Below are 17,060 nucleotides of genomic sequence, written 5' to 3'. Positions count from 1 at the left end.
TTCAGCGGTAGCTCTCGAGGGTGAGGTTGGCTTCGGCTGTGGTGGGGAGCCCGTTGGGGCTGCAGCGCGCCCTGCTGGAAGATCCGCCAGGAATCGAGCGTGACCTCGACCAGCTCGGGCCTCTGCGTCCTCTCCAGAGGCAACTCAGAGGTTGCCCTGCAAGGCTGGCACCCCGCCACGTCGAGGAGCGCTTGGATGAGTCTGATCAACGGTCTGCCCGCCCATGTCCTGCTGGTGCACATAGTCGTCGTGCTGATACCTCTCACCGCCCTCGCCCTGGCGGCGGCAGCCGTGTGGCCACGTGCCGCCCGGCGGTTGGGCCCGCTGCTGCCACTGCTGGCTCTCGTTACCCTGGCCAGCGTGCCGTTGACCACACAGGCGGGAGAGTGGCTGGAACGGCACGTGGACGACAACGCCCTGGTGCGGCGGCACACCGAGCTCGGTGACGGGCTGCTGCCCTGGGCGTTGGGTCTGTTCGTGCTGGCCGTGGTCGTGTGGTGGGCACACCGGCACGCCTCGGCGGAGCCAGGTCAGGGCAGCGGCAGGCGCTGGTCCGCCCTGCCCGTGCGGATTGCGGTGGGGCTGCTGTCACTGGCCATTGCGGCAGGGGCGGTTGTGGACGTTTACCGGATCGGCGACTCGGGAGCAAAGGCCGCCTGGCACGACGGTTATTCCAAGACTGCGACGGGGCCGAAGCGCGAATCGTGACCCGGTGCCGACGCCCACAGCCCAGCCCGGAGGAGTCCTCCATCCGCTGGGATTGCGGGCCGAGACATCAGGCCTTGGAAGGAGCAGGGGCACGGGAGCCCCTCGTGATCGTCGAAGGGCTCCCCGTACCCCTTGTCCGAGACTTGGCCGACGCAGGAGCGAGGACTACGAAGCGGGCACCGGCGCCGCGCCGTCATCCACCGTGGTGGTCGTCCCTCTCTTCAGGAGCGTCTCGACTCCGTAGGCGCCGGGGCCCAGACAAGCGATGAGCAGGAACGTCCAGCAGAACAGCACGGCCGGCTCACCCCCGTTGTCAATCGGAAACAGCGCGTTCGGCTGGTGGGCCGTGAAGTAGGCGTAAGCCATGGCCCCGGAGCAGATGACGGCCGACGTCCGCGTGAACAGGCCGAGGGCCACGAGAGCCCCACCCACGAGTTCAATGAGCGCGGCCCACCATCCGGGCCATTGCAGGGTGGGCACCGTGCCCGCGCCATGGGCGCCGCCCAGGACGCCGAACAAGGAAGCCGCGCCATGGCAGGCGAACAGGAAACCGGTCACCGCGCGAAAGACGGCCTGCACAAACGGGCGCACGGTGCCTAACACCGCTGCTGGCGAGAAGTGCATGGGGGTTACTCCTCAGGTCCGGGGAAACCTGGCGGCGAACTTCAGGTTTCCGACGCGTACACGACACCTCCGGTCTAGCGCGGGATCACGGGGGCCGCCAGCCACTCAAAGCTCTGGGTTTCCTCTGAAAATCGGCGATGCCCCCAATGCGCGCCCGGCGCGGATTCCGAGGCCCGCAATCGGCTTGCGCACATGAGGGCGTTCGCTCTGGTGTCACGAGTCGCCGTCCCGGTTCCAACTCCTCCGACGGAACGTCGACTTGCACCGGACGCGGTCCACCGCCTCCACAACCAGGCTGGGATCAAGCGCAATCACCCCCATGGCTCTCGGCCTCGCCGCAGGCATCCACTCCGGTCCCGAAGGAGGCCATTTCGGCGTCGGCCCGGTCTCGTGCGTCCAACGACGCTTCCTGGCACCTGCCTGCGGCTCATCCTCGTCGGCCGCCGTCGAGAACCCGCGTCCTGCATCCATGCCCGTCCCCCAGCAACTGGCCGCCTGGCTGCGTACGCACCCCGGAGTTGAGGTGGTCTGCCGAGACGGCTCGCTGGTCTCCCGGCAGGGCATCACCGACGGGGTCCCGGATGCGGTGCAGGCCAGCGACCGATTCCACCCCTGGCAGGGGCTGTCGAAACGGGTTCGGACATCGCCCCCCCACCGCGGCCGCCAGCCCGGCGCGGTCCCCGAGCCTGAACCGGCCCTGCCACCGCCGACGGACCGGCACGAGACGGCCGATGCCCCCGCCCGCCGTCACGCCAAGCGGCTGTTCGAAGCGGTGTACGCGGTCTCTGACAGCGGCCGCTCGCTCAGCGCCATAGCTCGTGAGCTGGGGCTGAACCGACGCACCGTGGCCAAATACGCGCGGGGACGAAGGCTTGGTTCATTCTGGCCGTGTGGAGATCGGCTGCCGGGCGATACCGGGCCATACCAACGGCGCAGGACAGTCGTCGCCTTTCAGCTCCTCAGCCCCCACACGCAGATTCGTGGTGGACAGACGCGTCTCGCGGTGACCACGGCGGCCCGGCTCGCCGGGCTTGCCGGGCCGTGTGCGCATCGCAGTGCACCAGCAGATGGCCCCTGTCGCCACTCCACCTGATCGCCTGAATGGCTCAGCGCGGCTCAGCCGGAAGAGCGGGGGTGCGTTGACGGTGTGATCGTGGTGGAAGGCATGGGCGCGTGCACGAATCCGAGGAGGCGGGATGTCAGAGGGCCTGACCGAGTCCGGCACGGGGCTTGCTGTTCCAGAGGGCGGCACGCGCCTGGCCCCCGGCCCGGTCCGATGCGGCTTCCTGGAGCTGAGCGCCGTCGCCGACGCCGTCCTCTACGAGGGATACCTTCTCTACCCGTACCGTCGGTCATCGGCCAAGAACCGCGTGAGGTGGCAGTTCGGCGTGCTCTTCCCCCGTGACTGGGTGGAGGCGGCCGGGCCCGTCGTCCCGGGTGTTTCCGGCGCGACGGACTCCTGGTACCAGCAGACCGAGTGCCTGCTGCGTGTCCAGCGGCCCGGCGCTGTCGTACGGCTGAGGGTGCGGTACCTGCAGATGCAGCACAAGCAGGTGGAGGAGGCCGGCCTGAACGGCAGCCATCGAGCAGTCGCCTCGCTGCGGGCCGCCGACGGCGTGACACATCTGACCTTCGACGAGGCGGTACCGCACGAGACCGAGGTCACCGTCCCGCTGGATGACCTGTTGCACGGTCAGCACACCGTCGCGGTCGGAGCGCCGGGGGGTACGGACGTCGAGCCGCTGCCCAGGGACGTCGGACGAGTGGTGCGGCGACGCGAAGAGGTCCTGGCGGACACCGTGCTCGTGGCCGAGCGACTCTCCGACAATGTCTGCCGACTCCGGGTGCGCACGGAGAACACCGGGTCGGCATCCGATCCGGAGGCCCCTCGCGACGAGGCTCTGCGCCGGGCCCTCATCGCTACGCACACTCTCATCAGCGGCGAGGGCCTGGAGTTCGCCTCGTTGCTCGATCCGCCGGTGGAGTTGCGCGCGTGTACCCGCGCCTGCCGTAACGAACTCACCTTTCCGGTACTTGGCGGCGCGCCCCCCGCAGAAGAGACCAGTACCGGTGTCACCGGGCACCTCATGCTCTCATCGCCGATCATCCTGCCCGACCACCCCCAGGTGGCACCGGAGAGCCCGGGCGATCTGCACGACGCTGCGGAGATTGACGAGATCCTCACCCTGCGCACGATGCTGATGACCGACGCCGAGAAGCTCGAGGCGCGCGCCACGGACCCACGGGCCGCCGCGATCCTCGACCGGGTCGAGACCATGCCGCCGGAAGTCTTCGCACGACTGCACGGGGCTGTCCGCTCGCTGACGCCGATCGCCTCCGACACGGAACGACCCGCCTGGTGGCAGGAGGACGCCGCCGCCGGACTGTCCCCGACCACCGACACCGTGCTCGTCGACGGTGTGCCTCTCCGGGGAGGCAGCCACGTCAGGCTGTGCCCGCGAGGCCGGGGCGCCGACGCCCAGGACATGTTCCTGGCCGGGCGGACCGCCCAGGTGGCTGCCGTACTGCACGACGTGGACGGCAGCACGCACTTGGCTGTCACCCTCGACGACGACCCTGCAGCCGAACTGAACAGCTGGTACGGCCGCTTCCACTACTTCCGACCCGATGAACTCGAGCCCCTTGAGACCGCCGGCTCCCAGGAGCAGCCGACGAGTCCGGCTCGCGCCGCGGTCCCGCGGCATCCGACCCACTCCGAGACCCCCCGCAGCGGAGGCCGATGACATGACCGCTCACAGCAGTACCACCGAGGTCAGTGGCGAAACCGGCCGTGGCGAGGACCGGAAGGGCTTCGACGAGATCCACATCCTCTGGATCTCCGAGGGCATGAGCTGCGACGGCGACACCGTCTCCCTGACGGCCGCCGACCAGCCTTCCATCGAGGACCTGGTGCTCGGTCTGATCCCGGGCCTGCCGAAGGTGAATCTGGTCAACAAGGTGCTCTCACCGAGTCTGGGCGGCGAGGACTTCCTCGCTCCCTACCGGGCGGCGGCACGCGGCGAACTCGCCCCCTTCATCCTCGTCATCGAGGGGTCGGTCCCCAACCAGAACATCATCGAGGGCGACGGCTACTGGACATCGTTCGGCAACGACCCGGAGACCGGCGAGCCGCAGACCCTGAATCACTGGATCGATCAACTGGCCCCCAAGGCCTGGGCGGTGGTGGCTGCCGGCACCTGCGCCACCTTCGGCGGCATCCATGCGATGGCCGGCAATCCGACCGGCAGCATGGGACTTGCGGACTACCTCGGCTGGGACTTCACGTCGCAGGGCGGCCTGCCCATCGTGAACGTGCCGGGCTGCCCGATCCAGCCCGAGAACTTCATGGAGACCCTGATCTGGGTTCTCTACCACGCCGCCGGCTCCGCTCCCCCACCCCCGCTGGACCACATGCTGCGCCCGCAGTGGCTGTTCGGGAAGACGGTCCACGAGGGCTGCGACCGTGGCTCGTACTACGAGCAGGCCACCTTCGCCGCGGACTACAACTCCCCCAAGTGCCTGGTCAAGACGGGCTGTTGGGGGCCGGTCGTCAACTGCAACGTGCCCAAGCGCGGCTGGATGGCCGGCATCGGAGGGTGCCCGAACGTCGGCGGCATCTGCATCGGCTGCACGATGCCCGGCTTCCCCGACGCCTTCATGCCCTTCATGGACGAGCCACCCGGCGCAACGCTGTCGTCCCTCGCCATCAAGCCGTACGGGGCGGTCATCCGCCGCCTGCGCGGCTTCACGAACGAGCTGGTCAACCACGAGCCCAGGTGGCGTCACAACAAGCGGACGCTCACCAGCGGATACGACCCACACTGGCGTCCCTGACAGCACGCACCCCCTGACGCACGCGCATCCCGACACGGACCTACGGAACACCGACAACGAGGGGCAGTAACAGCGATGACCACAACCGAGGCCCGGTCCAAAGGACGCAAGTCGCCGGAGATCGTGGACATGTCCTGGGATCCGATCACTCGGATCATCGGCAACCTGGGCATCTACACGAAGATCGACTTCGCCAACCGGGAAGTCGTGGAGTGCCACAGCACCTCGTCCCTGTTCCGCGGCTACTCGGTGTTCATGAAAGGCAAGGACCCTCGGGACGCAGGATTCATCACCTCCCGTATCTGCGGCATCTGCGGCGACAACCACACCACGTGCTCGGACTACGCCCAGCAGATGGCCTACGGGGTCAAGCCGCCCCGGCTGGCCGAGCACATCGTCAACCTCGGCGAGGCGGCCGAGTACATGTTTGACCACACCATCTTCCAGGACAACCTGGTGTTCGTGGACTTCTGCGAGGCGATGGTCAAGGCCACCAACCCCGGTGTACTGGCTCGCGCCGAACGCACCGCCGCGCCCCGCGGTGACATCCACGGCTACCGCACGATCGCCGACATCATGAAGGCCTTCAACCCCTTCGAGGGCGAGGTCTACAAGGAAGCCCTGAAGGTCAGCCGGGTCACCCGCGAGATGTTCTGCCTGATGGAGGGGCGGCACGTCCACCCCTCCACGCTCTACCCCGGCGGCGTCGGCACGCTCCCGCAACCCACCGTCTTCACCGACTACCTCAGCCGGCTGATGCGGGTCATCGACTTCGTCAAGAAGGCCGTCGCTATGAACGACGACGTCTTCGACTTCTTCTACGAGGCGCTGCCCGGTTACGAGCAGGTCGGCAACCGCCGCATCCTGCTGGGCTGTTGGGGCGCCTGGCAGAACCCCGACGTCGTCGACTACCGCTACGAGAACATGAACACCTGGGGCAAGGCGATGTACGTCACCCCGGGCATCGTCGTCGACGGCGAACTGGTCACCAACAACCTCGTCGACATCAACCTCGGCCTGCGCATCATGCTCGGCAGCTCCTACTACGAGGACTGGGTCAACGAGGAGCCCTTCGTCACCCACGACCCACTCGGCAACCCGGTCGACATGCGCCACCCGTGGAACCAGACCACCGTCCCGGTGCCGCAGAAGCGCGACTTCGACGAGAAGTACAGCTGGGTGATGAGCCCGCGCTGGCTCGACAAGCGCACCGGTGACCACTTGGCCCTGGACACCGGCGGCGGCCCGCTGGCCCGGCTCTGGTCCACCGCGCTGAGCGGACTGGTGGACACCCCGTACATCAAGGCCACCGGCCACAGTGTGCGCATCTCGCTGCCCAAGGGCGAGTCGCTGCCGGAGACGACCCTGGAGTGGCGCATCCCGAAGTGGAGCAACACCATCGAACGCGACCGCGCCCGACCGTACTTCGTTGCCTACGCGGCCGCCATGGCCCTGCAGTTCCTCGAAGAGGCGATGGGCCTGGTGCGGGCGGGCGACACCAAGGTGTTCGAGAACTTCGAGGTGCCGGACGAGGCGATCGGCTGCGGCTTCCACGAGGCGGTGCGCGGTGTCCTCTCCCACCACCTGGTGATCAAGGACAAGAAGATCGCCAACTACCACCCGTACCCGCCCACCCCGTGGAACGCCAGCCCCCGCGACAAGTTCGGCACCCCCGGCCCGTACGAGGACGCCGTCCAGGGGCAGCCCATCTTCGAGGAGAACGGGCCGGACGACTTCAAAGGCGTCGACATCATGCGCACCGTCCGCAGCTTCGACCCCTGTCTGCCGTGCGGTGTGCACATGTACGTCGGCAAGGGCAAGACCCTGACGACCCTGCACTCGCCGACGTACGGAGCCAACCATGGCTGAGGCCGAGGCCCCGGCCGAGCGGCTCGCGGACCCCGCCGTCGAGTCCCGCCTCGCCCGCCTCGACCAGGTGCTGGAGGGGATCGAGTCCGCACCCGGCCCCACCACCCGCTCCGCGGTCGAGGCCGTACGGCTGCTGACCGAGGTCTACGGCGAGGCGCTGGCCCGCGTCATGGACCACGCGGACGGGCAGCTGGCCGAACGCCTCGCCGACGACGAGTTGCTCGGGCATCTGCTGGTGCTGCACGCCATTCACCCGGAGCCCGTCGAACGCCGGGCGGCCCGCGCGGTCGAACGGCTGCGGCCCGCCATGCAGGAACGCGGCGGCGACGTGGAGTGGGCAGGCGTCGAGGGAGAAGTGGGCCGGGTCCGGCTGACGGCGGGCGGCGGCTGCGGTTCCGGGTGCGGAAGCGGGGGCGGGACGACCGACGTCACCGCCGCGGTCCGCGAGGCGGTCCTCGCCGTCGCCCCGGAGCTGGCTGCGGTGGAACCGGAGCAGGTGACTCCGTCGGCGTTCGTACCACTGAACACGCTCACGCACCGAGGCCAACAGTGACCACGGACGGAGCGCTGGCCCGCCTCATCCGCTCCTCGGCCGACGCCACCGCGACGGCCGCGGCGGAGCGGTGCGACCTGTGCGCCGCGCCGGTGGCCGACGAGCACGCTCACCTCTACGACACCGAAGAGAAGGAGGCGCGCTGCGCCTGCGGCCCCTGCTCGGTGCTGTTCGCCGGCGGCGTCGGCGGCGACGGGCGCTACCGGCTCATTCCCCGCAGGCGGATCAGGCTCCCCAAGGTGGACACTGAGGTTCTGGGCGTGCCCGTCGGTCTGGTCTTCTTCGTGCCCCGGGCCGACGGCACGGTCACCGCCGAGGGCCCGAGCCCGGCCGGGGCGATGCGATGGGAGGTCGACGCGGCGGCCTGGCAACGGATGGTCGCGGCGTGCCCGCAGCTCGCCTCGGTGGAAACCGATGTAGAGGCGCTGCTCGTCAACACCGTCCACGGCCTCGACCACCACTGGATCGTGCCGGTGGACGACTGCTACCGGATGGTCGCCGTCGTACGCCGGGAATGGCGTGGCCTGTCCGGGGGCGGTCGGGTCTGGCCGGCCGTCGAGCGGTTCTTCGAGGACCTCACCGAGCGGTCATGAGCCACGCACTCCGCGACGCGGAGGCGAGGAAGGAGAGCACCCATGGGCAACATCAGGGTCGGCCGACCCCACGCCAAGCCCGACTCGACCGGGCACGTGCCCGGCATGCACCAGGGCAACCGGGGACCGTACGAGCACCAGACCGGGCACCACCGGGACGGCACTGCCGACGCGCGCCGTTCCACCGGGATCCATTGGAAGCGGCACGACGCCCTGCTGGACGTCATGCCGAACATCCCGCCGGGATGAAGAACCGCGATGAGGGACAGCAGGGAGTCGTCTGAATGAAGTGCCAACGAACAAGGAGATCGGCTGCCTCAGAAGCCGGGGAGACGACGCAACGGACGCTGATGGCCAACGCCGCTCTGGTGGGCGGCGTGGTGCTGGTGCTGCTCATCCGGGAGCTCCCGAGCCTGCGGCGCGAGCTGCGAATCTGGCGGATGGCCGGCGGCTTGCGCGCGGGCCGCCGGTACCCGTAAGCCGACCGTGCACGAGTTGTCGATCGCGACCGCGATCATCGAGCAGGCCGGCAAGCTCGCCCGGTCGGGCGGGGCGGATGGCGTCTCGGCCGTGACCGTCCGGGTGGGCGAGCTGGCGGGGGTGGTTCCCGACGCCCTGACCTTCGCGTTCGAGGTGGCCCGCGACGGCACCGCTCTCGCCGCGGCCCGGCTCGTGGTTGAGCAGGTCCCCGCGCAGGCGTACTGCGGCCCGTGCGCCGAGGAGTTCGCGGTGGGCATGCCGCCGTTCTTCTGGTGCCCGCGCTGCGATCAGCCCTCCACCGAGCTGCGAAGCGGCCGGGAGTTGCAGATCACCGGGATCGACTGACATGCACCGGGCCCCGCCCGAGCACGTTGCTCGGGCGGGGCCCGGTGCATGCGGATCAGCAGATGCGGGGCAGCTGCTCACCCAGCGGCAGATCCAGCACCCGGGTGCCGCCGAGGCCGGTCGAGACCACGACCATGCCGGGGTGCTCGGCGACGCACTCCCCGATCAGCGTGGCACCGGCCCCCTGCGGATGGGCACGCATCGCCGCGAGGACCTCATCGGCCGCCGACGGGGGCACGAAGGCAACCAGCCGGCCCTCGTTGGCGACGTAGAGCGGGTCGAGGCCCAGGAAACCGCAGGCGTTGGCCACGGCGTCCGGCACCGGGATCGCCCGCTCCCGCAAACGGACACCGGTGCCCGAGGCTCGGGCGATCTCATTGAGGGACGCACCCAGACCGCCGCGGGTGGGGTCCCGAAGGACGTGGATGTCCGGGGTGACCGCCAGCATGGCCGCCACCAGATCCGCCAGCGGCGCGGTGTCGCTGGCGATCTCGACGCCGAACTCCAGCCCCTCCCGCACGCTCATGATCGCCACGCCATGCAGTCCGATCGGACCGCTGACGATGACGGCGTCGCCGGGCCGCGCACGCTGAGGGCGGATGTCGACGCCGGCGGGGACGAGGCCCACCCCGGCGGTGGTGACGTACACGCCGTCGCCGTGCCCGGACTCCACTACCTTGGTGTCGCCGGTGGCCACGACGACCCCCGCCGCCTCGGCCGCCGTGCCCATGGCGCGGGCGATCCGTTCGACAACACTCAGCTGCACGCCCTCTTCCAGTACGAAGGCGGCGGAGAGATAGGCGGGCCTGGCGCCGCTCATCGCGAGGTCGTTGACGGTGCCGTTGACCGCGAGGTCGCCCAGACTGCCGCCGGGGAAGAACAGCGGCCGGACCACATAGCCGTCGGTGGAGAACGCCAGCCGTGTGCCGCCCAGTTCGAGGACGGCGGAGTCGGCGAGCGCGGCGAGGGTGGGGTTGCCGTAGGCGGGGGCGAAGACCTGCTCCATCAGTTCGGCGGACAGGGCGCCGCCTCCACCGTGCCCCATCACCACGACGGGCTGGTCGCGAATGGGTGCGGGGCAGGTCCAGGTCGCGGGGTCGAGCGTCGTGTCGGCGAGTTCAGGCAACGGGGTTCATCTCCTCGCGCGCTGCCCCCATGGCCTTCGCCGCCGGGTCGTTCATCCGGCGGTACAGGTAGTAGGCCGCGCAGGCGCCCTCACTGGAGACCATGGTCGCGCCGAGCGGGGAGCGCGGGGTGCAGGTGGTGCCGAACGCAGCACACTCGATCGGCTTGATCAGCCCTTGGAGCACCTCGCCAGCGCGGCACTCGGCGGGCTCCTCGGTGCGGATGTCTGTGACGTCGAAGCGGCACTCGGCGTCGTACGCGCGGAAGGCCTCGGCCAGCCGCCAGCCACTCAGCGGGATGGGCCCGATGCCGCGCCAGTTCCGGTCAGTGACCTCGAACACCTCCTCGATCATGCTTACGGCGGCCGGGTTGCCGTCCTCACGTACGGCACGCGCGTACGCGTTCTCCACCCGGTGCTCCCCGCGCTCCAGTTGGCGGACCGCCCGGCGGATACCCTCCAGGATGTCCAGCGGTTCGAAGCCGGTCACCACGAGCGGTACGCGGAACCGCTCGGCGAGCGCGGGGTACTCGGCCATGCCCATCACGCTGCACACGTGCCCGGCGGCAAGGAAAGCCTGCACCCGGCACTCGGGGGCCGTCATGATGGCCTCGACCGCCGGAGGAACGCGCACGTGGGACACCAGCAAGCTGAAGTTGGTCAGGCCCAGACGGCGGGCCTGGTGCACGGCCATCGCGTTGGCGGGGGCTGTGGTCTCGAACCCGATGGCGAAGAAGACCACTTCCCTGTCCGGGTTGCGGCGGGCCAGCTCCAGGGCGTCGAGCGGCGAGTACACCACGCGTACGTCGCCGCCCTCGCCCTTGACCCGGAACAGGTCGCGGTCGGTGCCCGGTACCCGCAACATGTCGCCGAAGGAGCAGAAGATCACCCCGGGACGTGAGGCGATCTCCAGCGCTTTGTCGATGACGTCCAGCGGGGTGACGCAGACGGGACAGCCAGGGCCGTGGATCAACTCGACCTGTTCGGGCAGAAGTTGATCGATGCCGTGCCGGACGATCGAGTGGGTCTGCCCGCCGCACACCTCCATCAGCGCCCACGGCCGGGTGACCGTGGCACGGATGTCGTCCAGCAGTCGCCGTGCCAGCTCGGGGTCGTTGAACTCGTCGATGTACTTCACCGGACCTCACTCTCTCGGGATTCCTCGGTCACCGCAGCGACTCCGGCGTCTCTCGCCGCCCGCTCCCAGGCGTCGCCGAACTCCTCCTCCAGCAGCCCCAGTTCCTCGAAGAGCTTCAGGGAGGCCTGCGCCGATTCCTCGTCCAGACGCTGGAGCGCGAAACCGACGTGCACGATGACGTATTCACCGACCCGCACGTCGGGCAGGTACTCCAGGCACGCCTGTTTCTGCACTCCTCCGAAGTCGATCAGTCCGGTGCGTGGATCGGCTCTGTCGTCGATCGACACGACCTTGCCGGGCACGGCCAAACACATGGGTCACTCCTTCTGTCGTCCGTATGCCGCGATCACCAGCTGGCCGAGCGCCAACCCGCCGTCGTTGGGCGGGACTTCGCCGTGCCGCAGCACGGCGAAGCCATCGTCGGACAGCAGCGCCGTGCACTCCTGCTCCAGGAGCGCGTTGGCGAAGACTCCGCCGCTGAGGGCCACTGTGGCCAGACCCGTGTCCCGGCGTGCGTGCCGGCAGATCTCCACGACGGCCCGTGCTACGCCGCGGTGGAAACGCCCAGCGATCACGGGGGCCGGGATCCCGCGTCGCATGTCGGCCACCACCGCCCTCAGCACGGGCGCCGGATCGCATCCGGCAGGACCGATGGCGAAGGCGTACGCCGTGCTGTCGTCCTCCCAGGCCGAAGCAGCAGCCGCCTCCAGTTCCAGGGCGGCCTGGGCCTCGTAACCCGCGCGGTGGCACACGCCCGCGAGGGAGGACACCGCGTCGAAGAGCCGTCCCATGCTGGAGGTCGCCACACAGGCCACCTGACGCGTCAACTGCCGTTCCAGCACAGACAGTTCCTCGGAAGTGCAGACGGCGACGCTGGGCAGGTCCGCGTCCCACGGCAGGCCGGCGGCCCACAACCTGCCCAGGGCCAGACGGCATGGGTTGGCCACTCCCGCGTCACCGCCGGGGAGCGGCGCGGGCGTCAGGTGGGCAAAGCGCCGGTAGCCGCTGTAGTCGGCGAGCAGGACCTCGCCGCCCCAGACGGTGCCGTCGTCGCCGTAACCCGTGCCGTCGAATGCGACGCCGATCACGGGGGAGGTGAGGCCGTGCTCAGCCATCGCCGAGGCAATATGGGCGTGGTGATGCTGGACGAACAGAGGCGTGGACCGGGGAAGTTGGAGGGCCCGCTGCCGAGCCCACCGGTTTGAGTGGTACCCAGGGTGTCGATCGGCGGCGACCAGTTCGGGGCTGACGCCCGTCAGGCGTCGCATGTGCAGCTCCGCCCGACGTGCGGCCTCCAGGGTGGTCAGGTCGCCCATGTCACCGATGTGCGGGCCGAGCCAGGCGTGTTCGCCCTCGCCGATGGCCAGCGCGTTCTTCAGATCGCCACCCACCGCGAGTGCCGGGCGAAGCTCCATCGGAAGGCGCAGGGGGCGGGGTACGTATCCGCGGGAGCGGCGCAGCACCTGCTCGGTGCCGTCGGCACGCACCCGCAGCAACGAGTCGTCGCATGGGGAGGCGATGACCCGGTCGTGGGCGAGCCACGCGTCGGCCAGTCCATCCAGCCGGACCAGCGCCTCGTCGTCGTCCGTGACGATCGACTCCCCCGAGCGGTTGCCGCTCGTCATGACCAGCACCCGCGGGCTCGGCGGATCGCCGGGCAGCCCGAACAGCAGGGTGTGCACGGGGGTGTACGGCAGCATCACGCCGACGTGCGGGCTGCCCGGACACACCCCGGGCGCCAGCCGGAGGGTGGCACCCGACGTGCGCCGACGCAGCAGGACGATGGGACGCCGGGGGCCGACGAGGACTGCGCGCTCGACTGCGGAGACCTGGGCGATCCGCTCCACGTCGCCGAGTTCCGCGCACATCACCGCGAAGGGCTTGCCGCCGCGCTCCTTGCGGCCGCGCAGCCCGTCCACGGCCCGGGCGTCAGTGGCATCGCATGCCAGGTGGTAGCCGCCGAGGCCCTTCACCGCGACGATCCGTCCGGCGGCCAGCAGTGCCCGCGCCGCGGTCAGGGCCTCGGCGTCACGTGCGGGCCGGAGGCCGCTGCCAGGCGCGGGCAGCAGACGCAGCCGGGGACCGCAGTCGGGACATGCCACGGGCTGGGCATGGAAGCGGCGGTCGACGGGGTCGCCGTACTCCAGGGCGCAGGCGGAACACATCGGGAAGTCGGTCATGGTCGTAACCGCGCGGTCGTACGGCATCCCGGTGGCGATGGTAAAGCGAGGTCCGCAGTGCGTGCAGGTGACGAAGGGATGCCGGTGTCGGCGGTCTGCCGGATCGGCCAGCTCACGCAGGCAGTCGGCGCAGGGCGCGGTGTCGGGCGGGAGCAGGGTGCGGCCCAGGGACTGCCCGGTGGAGCGGATCGTGAAGGTGTCGTCGGCACCAGTGGCAGGCATGTTCTCGACGCCGATGCCGGCGACAACGGCCAGCGGCGGAGACTCGGCGGTCAGGTGGTCGCAGAAGCGGTCGACGTCAGCCGGGGGGCCCTCCACCTCGATGAGCACTCCGGCCGCGGTGTTGCTGACGAACCCGGTGAGCGTCAGGTCCGTTGCCAGGCGGTGCACGTAGGGGCGGAATCCCACGCCCTGCACCGTGCCGCGCACCGTGACCCGGCGACGAACAGCCTGGGCGGCGGGCGCCGTCACGAAAGTCGGCCGGCCGCGAGGCCCGTGTCCTCGTGCGGGTACTCATGGACGTGGCCGTGTGGGTGCGGCGCGAGGGGCGGCCGGTGGACGGCCGCACCGTCCCGCACGGCGAGCACCCGCTCCAGGACGGTGTCGACACCCTCACCGGTGCGGGCACACGACCGTACGACCTCCACCCCGGGATTCACTCGCCGCGTACAGGCGTCGAAGGCCTCCGAGTCGAAGTCGGCAGGCTCGGCCAGATCGGTCTTGGTGAGCACCACCAGATGGGCGGAGCCGAAAGCGGTGGGGTACTTCAACGGCTTGTCCTCGCCCTCCGTGACCGCCATCAGGACGATCCGCAGGCTCTCACCAAGGTCGTAGGACGCCGGGCAGACGAGGTTGCCGACGTTCTCCACGAAGAGCAGGGCGGTGTCCTCGGGCAGCCAGTTCTCCACATGGACGCGCAGCTGCCGGGCTTCCAGATGGCACAGACCGTCGGTCAACAGCTGCTTCACCGGTGCTCCCGAACGGGCGAGACGGCGGGCGTCGTTCTCCGTCGCGAGGTCGGCAGTGAACGCGGCCACCGGGATGCCCCGCTCCACCGCACGAGCCAGGATCCGTCCCAGCAGTTCCGTCTTGCCACTGCCCGGGCTGGAGAGCAGGTTGACGATGGTGACCCCGCGTCGGGCCAGTTCCCTGCGCAGGTTCGCCGCCAGGCCGTCGTTCTTCGCCAGCACGGCCTGCGTGACGTCCACGGACTCGTCGCACATAACGCTGCTCCTCGCTGTGGGTGTCAGTAGGAACCCAAGGTGGGTGGACCGTCACCGATCCTCGGGGCCACCGGCCACCAGTCCGGCGAGACCGGCCGCGGAGGGGTCCGCAGATTCCTCCGGGCGGCTCAATGAAGGTGTGGCCGCAGGGTCGGCCAGCAGCACGGGGACCAACCGGTGCAGGGTCTCAGCGGCCCGCTCGACCGCGCCGCGCACCGGCCCGCTGAGGCCGGGGACGATGTCCTCGTCCGGGCGTGGCCACCGCTGGGGCTCGCAGGCGAGCACGAGGACGCGCGGCAGCGGCCCTTCTCCCAGGTGCGCGGCCAGGGCCAGCACCTTCGCGGGATCCATGCCGTGCGCCTCCGGCGGGGCGGCGCGGTCGGCGTCGGGCACCTCCGCCTCGATCAGGGAGAGCGTGCCGTATGGGTGCCCCCGTTCGGCCGCGTCGATCAGGACAGCGATGTCGTAGCCGTCCAGCAATGCGTACGCCAAGTCCAAGCCACGGATGCCGAAGTCCCGCACCCGCACCTCGGGGGGCAGCGGGCGGCGCTCCAGGGCGCGGATCACCTCGGGGCCGAAGGCGTCGTCCGCGAGGAAGATGTTGCCGACACCCGCCACGAGCACACGCGCGTTCATCGGGGTTCCCCGGCCACCAGGGTCAGTGGCCGGGCGGAGTGGCCGGGAAGTTTCCGGACGAAGGCCGACCGCAGGGCGTGGTATTCGGCCTCGCGGTCGAAGAAGATGGCGCGCATACGGGCGAGTTCGCCGCGCCGGTACTCCGCGAGCGGCCGTACTTCCTCGTCCGCCCGGCGTGCCGCGGCCTTCGCGGCGATGCGCCGCCGGAGGTCCGGGGTGCCGGCAAGTTCGGCCGCCATGCTCTCGATCTCGGGGGTGAACTCCTGTGCCGCGACCGGTACCAGACGGTCCACCAGGCCGATCCGGGCAGCGCGCGCGGCACTCACCGGGAGCGCCTCGTATGTCAGCTGGTGCGCCGCCCGCGCTCCGACGCGGCGCGGCAACGTGTACGTCCAGAACTCGGAGCCGTACAGGCCCATCCGCCGGTAGTGCGGGTTGAGCACGGCACCCGCACGGCACCACACCTGGTCGGCGGCCAAGGCAAGCATGAGGCCACCGGCCGCGGCGTTGCCGCCGACCGCCGCGACCACCAGACGGTCGGTGGTGCGCAGCACCGCCTCGACCAGGTCGTCCATGGCATTGATGTTCGCCCAGGACTCGCCGGCGGGGTCGGCGGCTGCCTCGATGACGTTCAGATGGATCCCGTTGGAGAAGAAGTCCCGCCCCCCGTCGAGGACCAGCACCGACGTGGGGCGGGCGAGGGCGTACTGGTAGGCGGCGAGCAGCCGGATGCAGTGGTCGGTGCTCATCGCCCCGCTGGGGAAGGAGAAGGCTAGGAAGCCGATGTCGCCATGCTGCCGGTACCGGATGTCGGTCCAGGTGCCCCGTTCGGCAGGCAGTTCAAGCGGGGCGGGGTCCTCCGGCAGCGACAGCGATGAGGCGCCAGGGCCCGTTCCCGTCGGTGTGGCGCCGGACGGGTCCAGAAAGCCGGCGAGCACGGAAACCGCCGGGCGGCGGAACGGCGCGGGGTCACCGGATGTCTTGCGCGGGCGCAGTTCCGGGATCCACACCGCGCCGTCCCGGGTGGCCCGGCAGACCGCTCCCGCCCGCGTGGCGAGCAGGTCGCCGGGCCGTCCGCGCAGTCGGTCCTCGGGATACCCGCCGTGCAGGAACACCTCCCGACCGAGAAGTTCATCGAGGACGCCCGGTTGCGAGTCGGCCCCTCGGAGCTTGCGCAGTACCGTCCGGGTGCTGTCCTGTTCCCAGTCGATCCTTCGCCGCTCCTGGCGGAAGAAGTCGCGCCACACCACGTCGATCGCGGGGTCGTTCTGCGGCCGCGGTTTGTACGAACCCTCGGCGTACCGCCGCACAGCTTCCAGTACAGCGACCGAAGCGGCGTCGGACACCTCGTTGCGGTACAGGTCGCTCTTGCCCACGGGCGAGACGGTGAACGGCTCGGTCGCCCAGATGTCCCCCGCGTCCATCGCGGCCTCGGCCTGCAGCACCGTCACTCCCCAGCGCGGTGCCTCTTCGGCGATCGCCCAGTCCAAGGAGGCGGGGCCGCGATCGCCCGGCGGCCCCGGATGAACAATGAGGCAGGTGTGCTCCCGCCACACGTCCTCGGGCAGCGCCGTCCTCAGCATCGGCGCGATGATGAGTTCCGGCCGAAATTCGCATACGGCGGCACGTACGGCGTCGGGACAGTGGGACGCGAGAACGACGTCCACCCGGTGCCCCAGGTCCGACAATTCCGCGTGCATGCGCTGTGACAGGCTGTTGAACGCACTGACCGCGAGCAAGATATCCATGACCTC

At 70.0% G+C, this 17,060-nt stretch carries 17 protein-coding genes; 9 read left to right on the top strand and 8 right to left on the bottom strand.

The window, feature by feature from the left end; all coding sequences use genetic code 11:
* Window positions 1-195 precede the first annotated feature (195 nt).
* Window positions 196-708: a DUF2231 domain-containing protein gene (locus tag OG522_RS35095; protein ID WP_329467081.1), complete on the top strand. Its 513-nt coding sequence runs from the start codon at window positions 196-198 to the stop codon at window positions 706-708.
* 165 nt (window positions 709-873) lie between these two features.
* Here OG522_RS35095 and OG522_RS35090 read toward each other — a convergent pair whose 3' ends face one another.
* Entirely contained in the window at window positions 874-1,332 is a 459-nt protein-coding gene (locus OG522_RS35090; protein WP_329467080.1) for a DoxX family protein, read from the bottom strand.
* Window positions 1,333-2,528: 1,196 nt separating this feature from the next.
* On the opposite strand from OG522_RS35090, the gene OG522_RS35085 reads away from it, so the two are divergent.
* The 8 genes from OG522_RS35085 (at window position 2,529) to hypA (ending at window position 9,006) form a co-directional block, all read left to right on the top strand.
* Window positions 2,529-4,076 carry a hypothetical protein gene (locus OG522_RS35085; protein WP_329467079.1) on the top strand — a complete coding sequence of 516 codons (1,548 nt, stop codon included), beginning with the start codon at window positions 2,529-2,531 and terminating at the stop codon, window positions 4,074-4,076.
* 1 nt (window position 4,077) lies between these two features.
* Entirely contained in the window at window positions 4,078-5,166 is a 1,089-nt protein-coding gene (locus tag OG522_RS35080) for a hydrogenase expression protein HypE (RefSeq protein WP_329467078.1), read from the top strand.
* Between the two features lie 75 nt (window positions 5,167-5,241).
* The gene (locus OG522_RS35075) at window positions 5,242-7,035 is read left to right on the top strand and encodes a nickel-dependent hydrogenase large subunit (protein ID WP_329467077.1); all 1,794 of its coding nucleotides are present in this window, start codon (window positions 5,242-5,244) and stop codon (window positions 7,033-7,035) included.
* Window positions 7,028-7,588: a NifU family protein gene (locus tag OG522_RS35070; RefSeq protein WP_329467076.1), complete on the top strand. Its 561-nt coding sequence runs from the start codon at window positions 7,028-7,030 to the stop codon at window positions 7,586-7,588. Before OG522_RS35075 ends, OG522_RS35070 begins: the two co-directional genes overlap by 8 nt.
* Window positions 7,585-8,181 carry a DUF5947 family protein gene (locus tag OG522_RS35065; RefSeq protein ID WP_329467075.1) on the top strand — a complete coding sequence of 199 codons (597 nt, stop codon included), beginning with the start codon at window positions 7,585-7,587 and terminating at the stop codon, window positions 8,179-8,181. Before OG522_RS35070 ends, OG522_RS35065 begins: the two co-directional genes overlap by 4 nt.
* A 42-nt stretch (window positions 8,182-8,223) precedes the next feature.
* Complete coding sequence (locus OG522_RS35060) at window positions 8,224-8,430, top strand: hypothetical protein (RefSeq protein ID WP_329467074.1); 207 nt, start codon at window positions 8,224-8,226, stop codon at window positions 8,428-8,430.
* 101 nt (window positions 8,431-8,531) lie between these two features.
* Window positions 8,532-8,660 (top strand): hypothetical protein, encoded by a 129-nt coding sequence (locus OG522_RS35055; RefSeq protein ID WP_329467073.1) that lies wholly within the window; start codon window positions 8,532-8,534, stop codon window positions 8,658-8,660.
* A 7-nt stretch (window positions 8,661-8,667) separates the two neighbouring features.
* Entirely contained in the window at window positions 8,668-9,006 is a 339-nt protein-coding gene (gene hypA, locus OG522_RS35050; RefSeq protein WP_329467072.1) for a hydrogenase maturation nickel metallochaperone HypA, read from the top strand.
* Between the two features lie 55 nt (window positions 9,007-9,061).
* Here the strand turns inward: hypA and hypE are convergent, their stop codons facing one another.
* From hypE to OG522_RS35015, 7 genes are all read right to left on the bottom strand, one after another.
* A complete protein-coding gene (gene hypE / locus OG522_RS35045; protein ID WP_443074858.1) occupies window positions 9,062-10,051 on the bottom strand; it encodes a hydrogenase expression/formation protein HypE in 990 nt (329 codons plus the stop codon).
* A 73-nt stretch (window positions 10,052-10,124) separates the two neighbouring features.
* Window positions 10,125-11,267: a hydrogenase formation protein HypD gene (gene hypD / locus OG522_RS35040; RefSeq protein WP_329467070.1), complete on the bottom strand. Its 1,143-nt coding sequence runs from the start codon at window positions 11,265-11,267 to the stop codon at window positions 10,125-10,127.
* Window positions 11,264-11,581, bottom strand: a complete 318-nt coding sequence (locus OG522_RS35035; protein ID WP_329467069.1) for a HypC/HybG/HupF family hydrogenase formation chaperone — start codon at window positions 11,579-11,581, stop codon at window positions 11,264-11,266. Before OG522_RS35035 ends, hypD begins: the two co-directional genes overlap by 4 nt.
* Window positions 11,582-11,584: 3 nt before the next feature.
* The gene (hypF, locus tag OG522_RS35030; protein ID WP_329467068.1) at window positions 11,585-13,918 is read right to left on the bottom strand and encodes a carbamoyltransferase HypF; all 2,334 of its coding nucleotides are present in this window, start codon (window positions 13,916-13,918) and stop codon (window positions 11,585-11,587) included.
* Window positions 13,915-14,670 (bottom strand): hydrogenase nickel incorporation protein HypB, encoded by a 756-nt coding sequence (gene hypB, locus OG522_RS35025; protein WP_329467067.1) that lies wholly within the window; start codon window positions 14,668-14,670, stop codon window positions 13,915-13,917. The genes hypF and hypB overlap by 4 nt, the downstream gene beginning before the upstream one ends.
* Window positions 14,671-14,721: 51 nt before the next feature.
* On the bottom strand, window positions 14,722-15,306 hold the full coding sequence (locus tag OG522_RS35020; protein ID WP_329467066.1) for a hydrogenase maturation protease: 585 nt from the start codon (window positions 15,304-15,306) through the stop codon (window positions 14,722-14,724).
* A complete protein-coding gene (locus OG522_RS35015) occupies window positions 15,303-17,054 on the bottom strand; it encodes a hydrogenase maturation protein (RefSeq protein WP_329467065.1) in 1,752 nt (583 codons plus the stop codon). The genes OG522_RS35020 and OG522_RS35015 overlap by 4 nt, the downstream gene beginning before the upstream one ends.
* Window positions 17,055-17,060: the final 6 nt, after the last annotated feature.

This window comes from Streptomyces sp. NBC_01431 (genome assembly GCF_036231355.1).
Lineage (GTDB): Bacteria > Actinomycetota > Actinomycetes > Streptomycetales > Streptomycetaceae > Streptomyces.
The sequence above is the reverse complement of the archived record's forward strand: the minus strand, read 5'-3'. Positions and strand labels throughout refer to the sequence as shown.

What these genes read in the sequence shown, in the direction of transcription:
- OG522_RS35095 (WP_329467081.1), top strand. Translation starts at nt 196, where the DNA reads ATGAGTCTGATCAACGGTCTGCCCGCCCATGTCCTGCTGGTGCACATA.
- OG522_RS35090 (WP_329467080.1), bottom strand. Translation starts at nt 1,332, where the DNA reads ATGCACTTCTCGCCAGCAGCGGTGTTAGGCACCGTGCGCCCGTTTGTG.
- OG522_RS35085 (WP_329467079.1), top strand. Translation starts at nt 2,529, where the DNA reads ATGTCAGAGGGCCTGACCGAGTCCGGCACGGGGCTTGCTGTTCCAGAG.
- OG522_RS35080 (WP_329467078.1), top strand. Translation starts at nt 4,078, where the DNA reads ATGACCGCTCACAGCAGTACCACCGAGGTCAGTGGCGAAACCGGCCGT.
- OG522_RS35075 (WP_329467077.1), top strand. Translation starts at nt 5,242, where the DNA reads ATGACCACAACCGAGGCCCGGTCCAAAGGACGCAAGTCGCCGGAGATC.
- OG522_RS35070 (WP_329467076.1), top strand. Translation starts at nt 7,028, where the DNA reads ATGGCTGAGGCCGAGGCCCCGGCCGAGCGGCTCGCGGACCCCGCCGTC.
- OG522_RS35060 (WP_329467074.1), top strand. Translation starts at nt 8,224, where the DNA reads ATGGGCAACATCAGGGTCGGCCGACCCCACGCCAAGCCCGACTCGACC.
- OG522_RS35055 (WP_329467073.1), top strand. Translation starts at nt 8,532, where the DNA reads ATGGCCAACGCCGCTCTGGTGGGCGGCGTGGTGCTGGTGCTGCTCATC.
- hypE (WP_443074858.1), bottom strand. Translation starts at nt 10,051, where the DNA reads ATGGGGCACGGTGGAGGCGGCGCCCTGTCCGCCGAACTGATGGAGCAG.
- OG522_RS35035 (WP_329467069.1), bottom strand. Translation starts at nt 11,581, where the DNA reads ATGTGTTTGGCCGTGCCCGGCAAGGTCGTGTCGATCGACGACAGAGCC.
- hypB (WP_329467067.1), bottom strand. Translation starts at nt 14,670, where the DNA reads ATGTGCGACGAGTCCGTGGACGTCACGCAGGCCGTGCTGGCGAAGAAC.
- OG522_RS35020 (WP_329467066.1), bottom strand. Translation starts at nt 15,306, where the DNA reads ATGAACGCGCGTGTGCTCGTGGCGGGTGTCGGCAACATCTTCCTCGCG.
- OG522_RS35015 (WP_329467065.1), bottom strand. Translation starts at nt 17,054, where the DNA reads ATGGATATCTTGCTCGCGGTCAGTGCGTTCAACAGCCTGTCACAGCGC.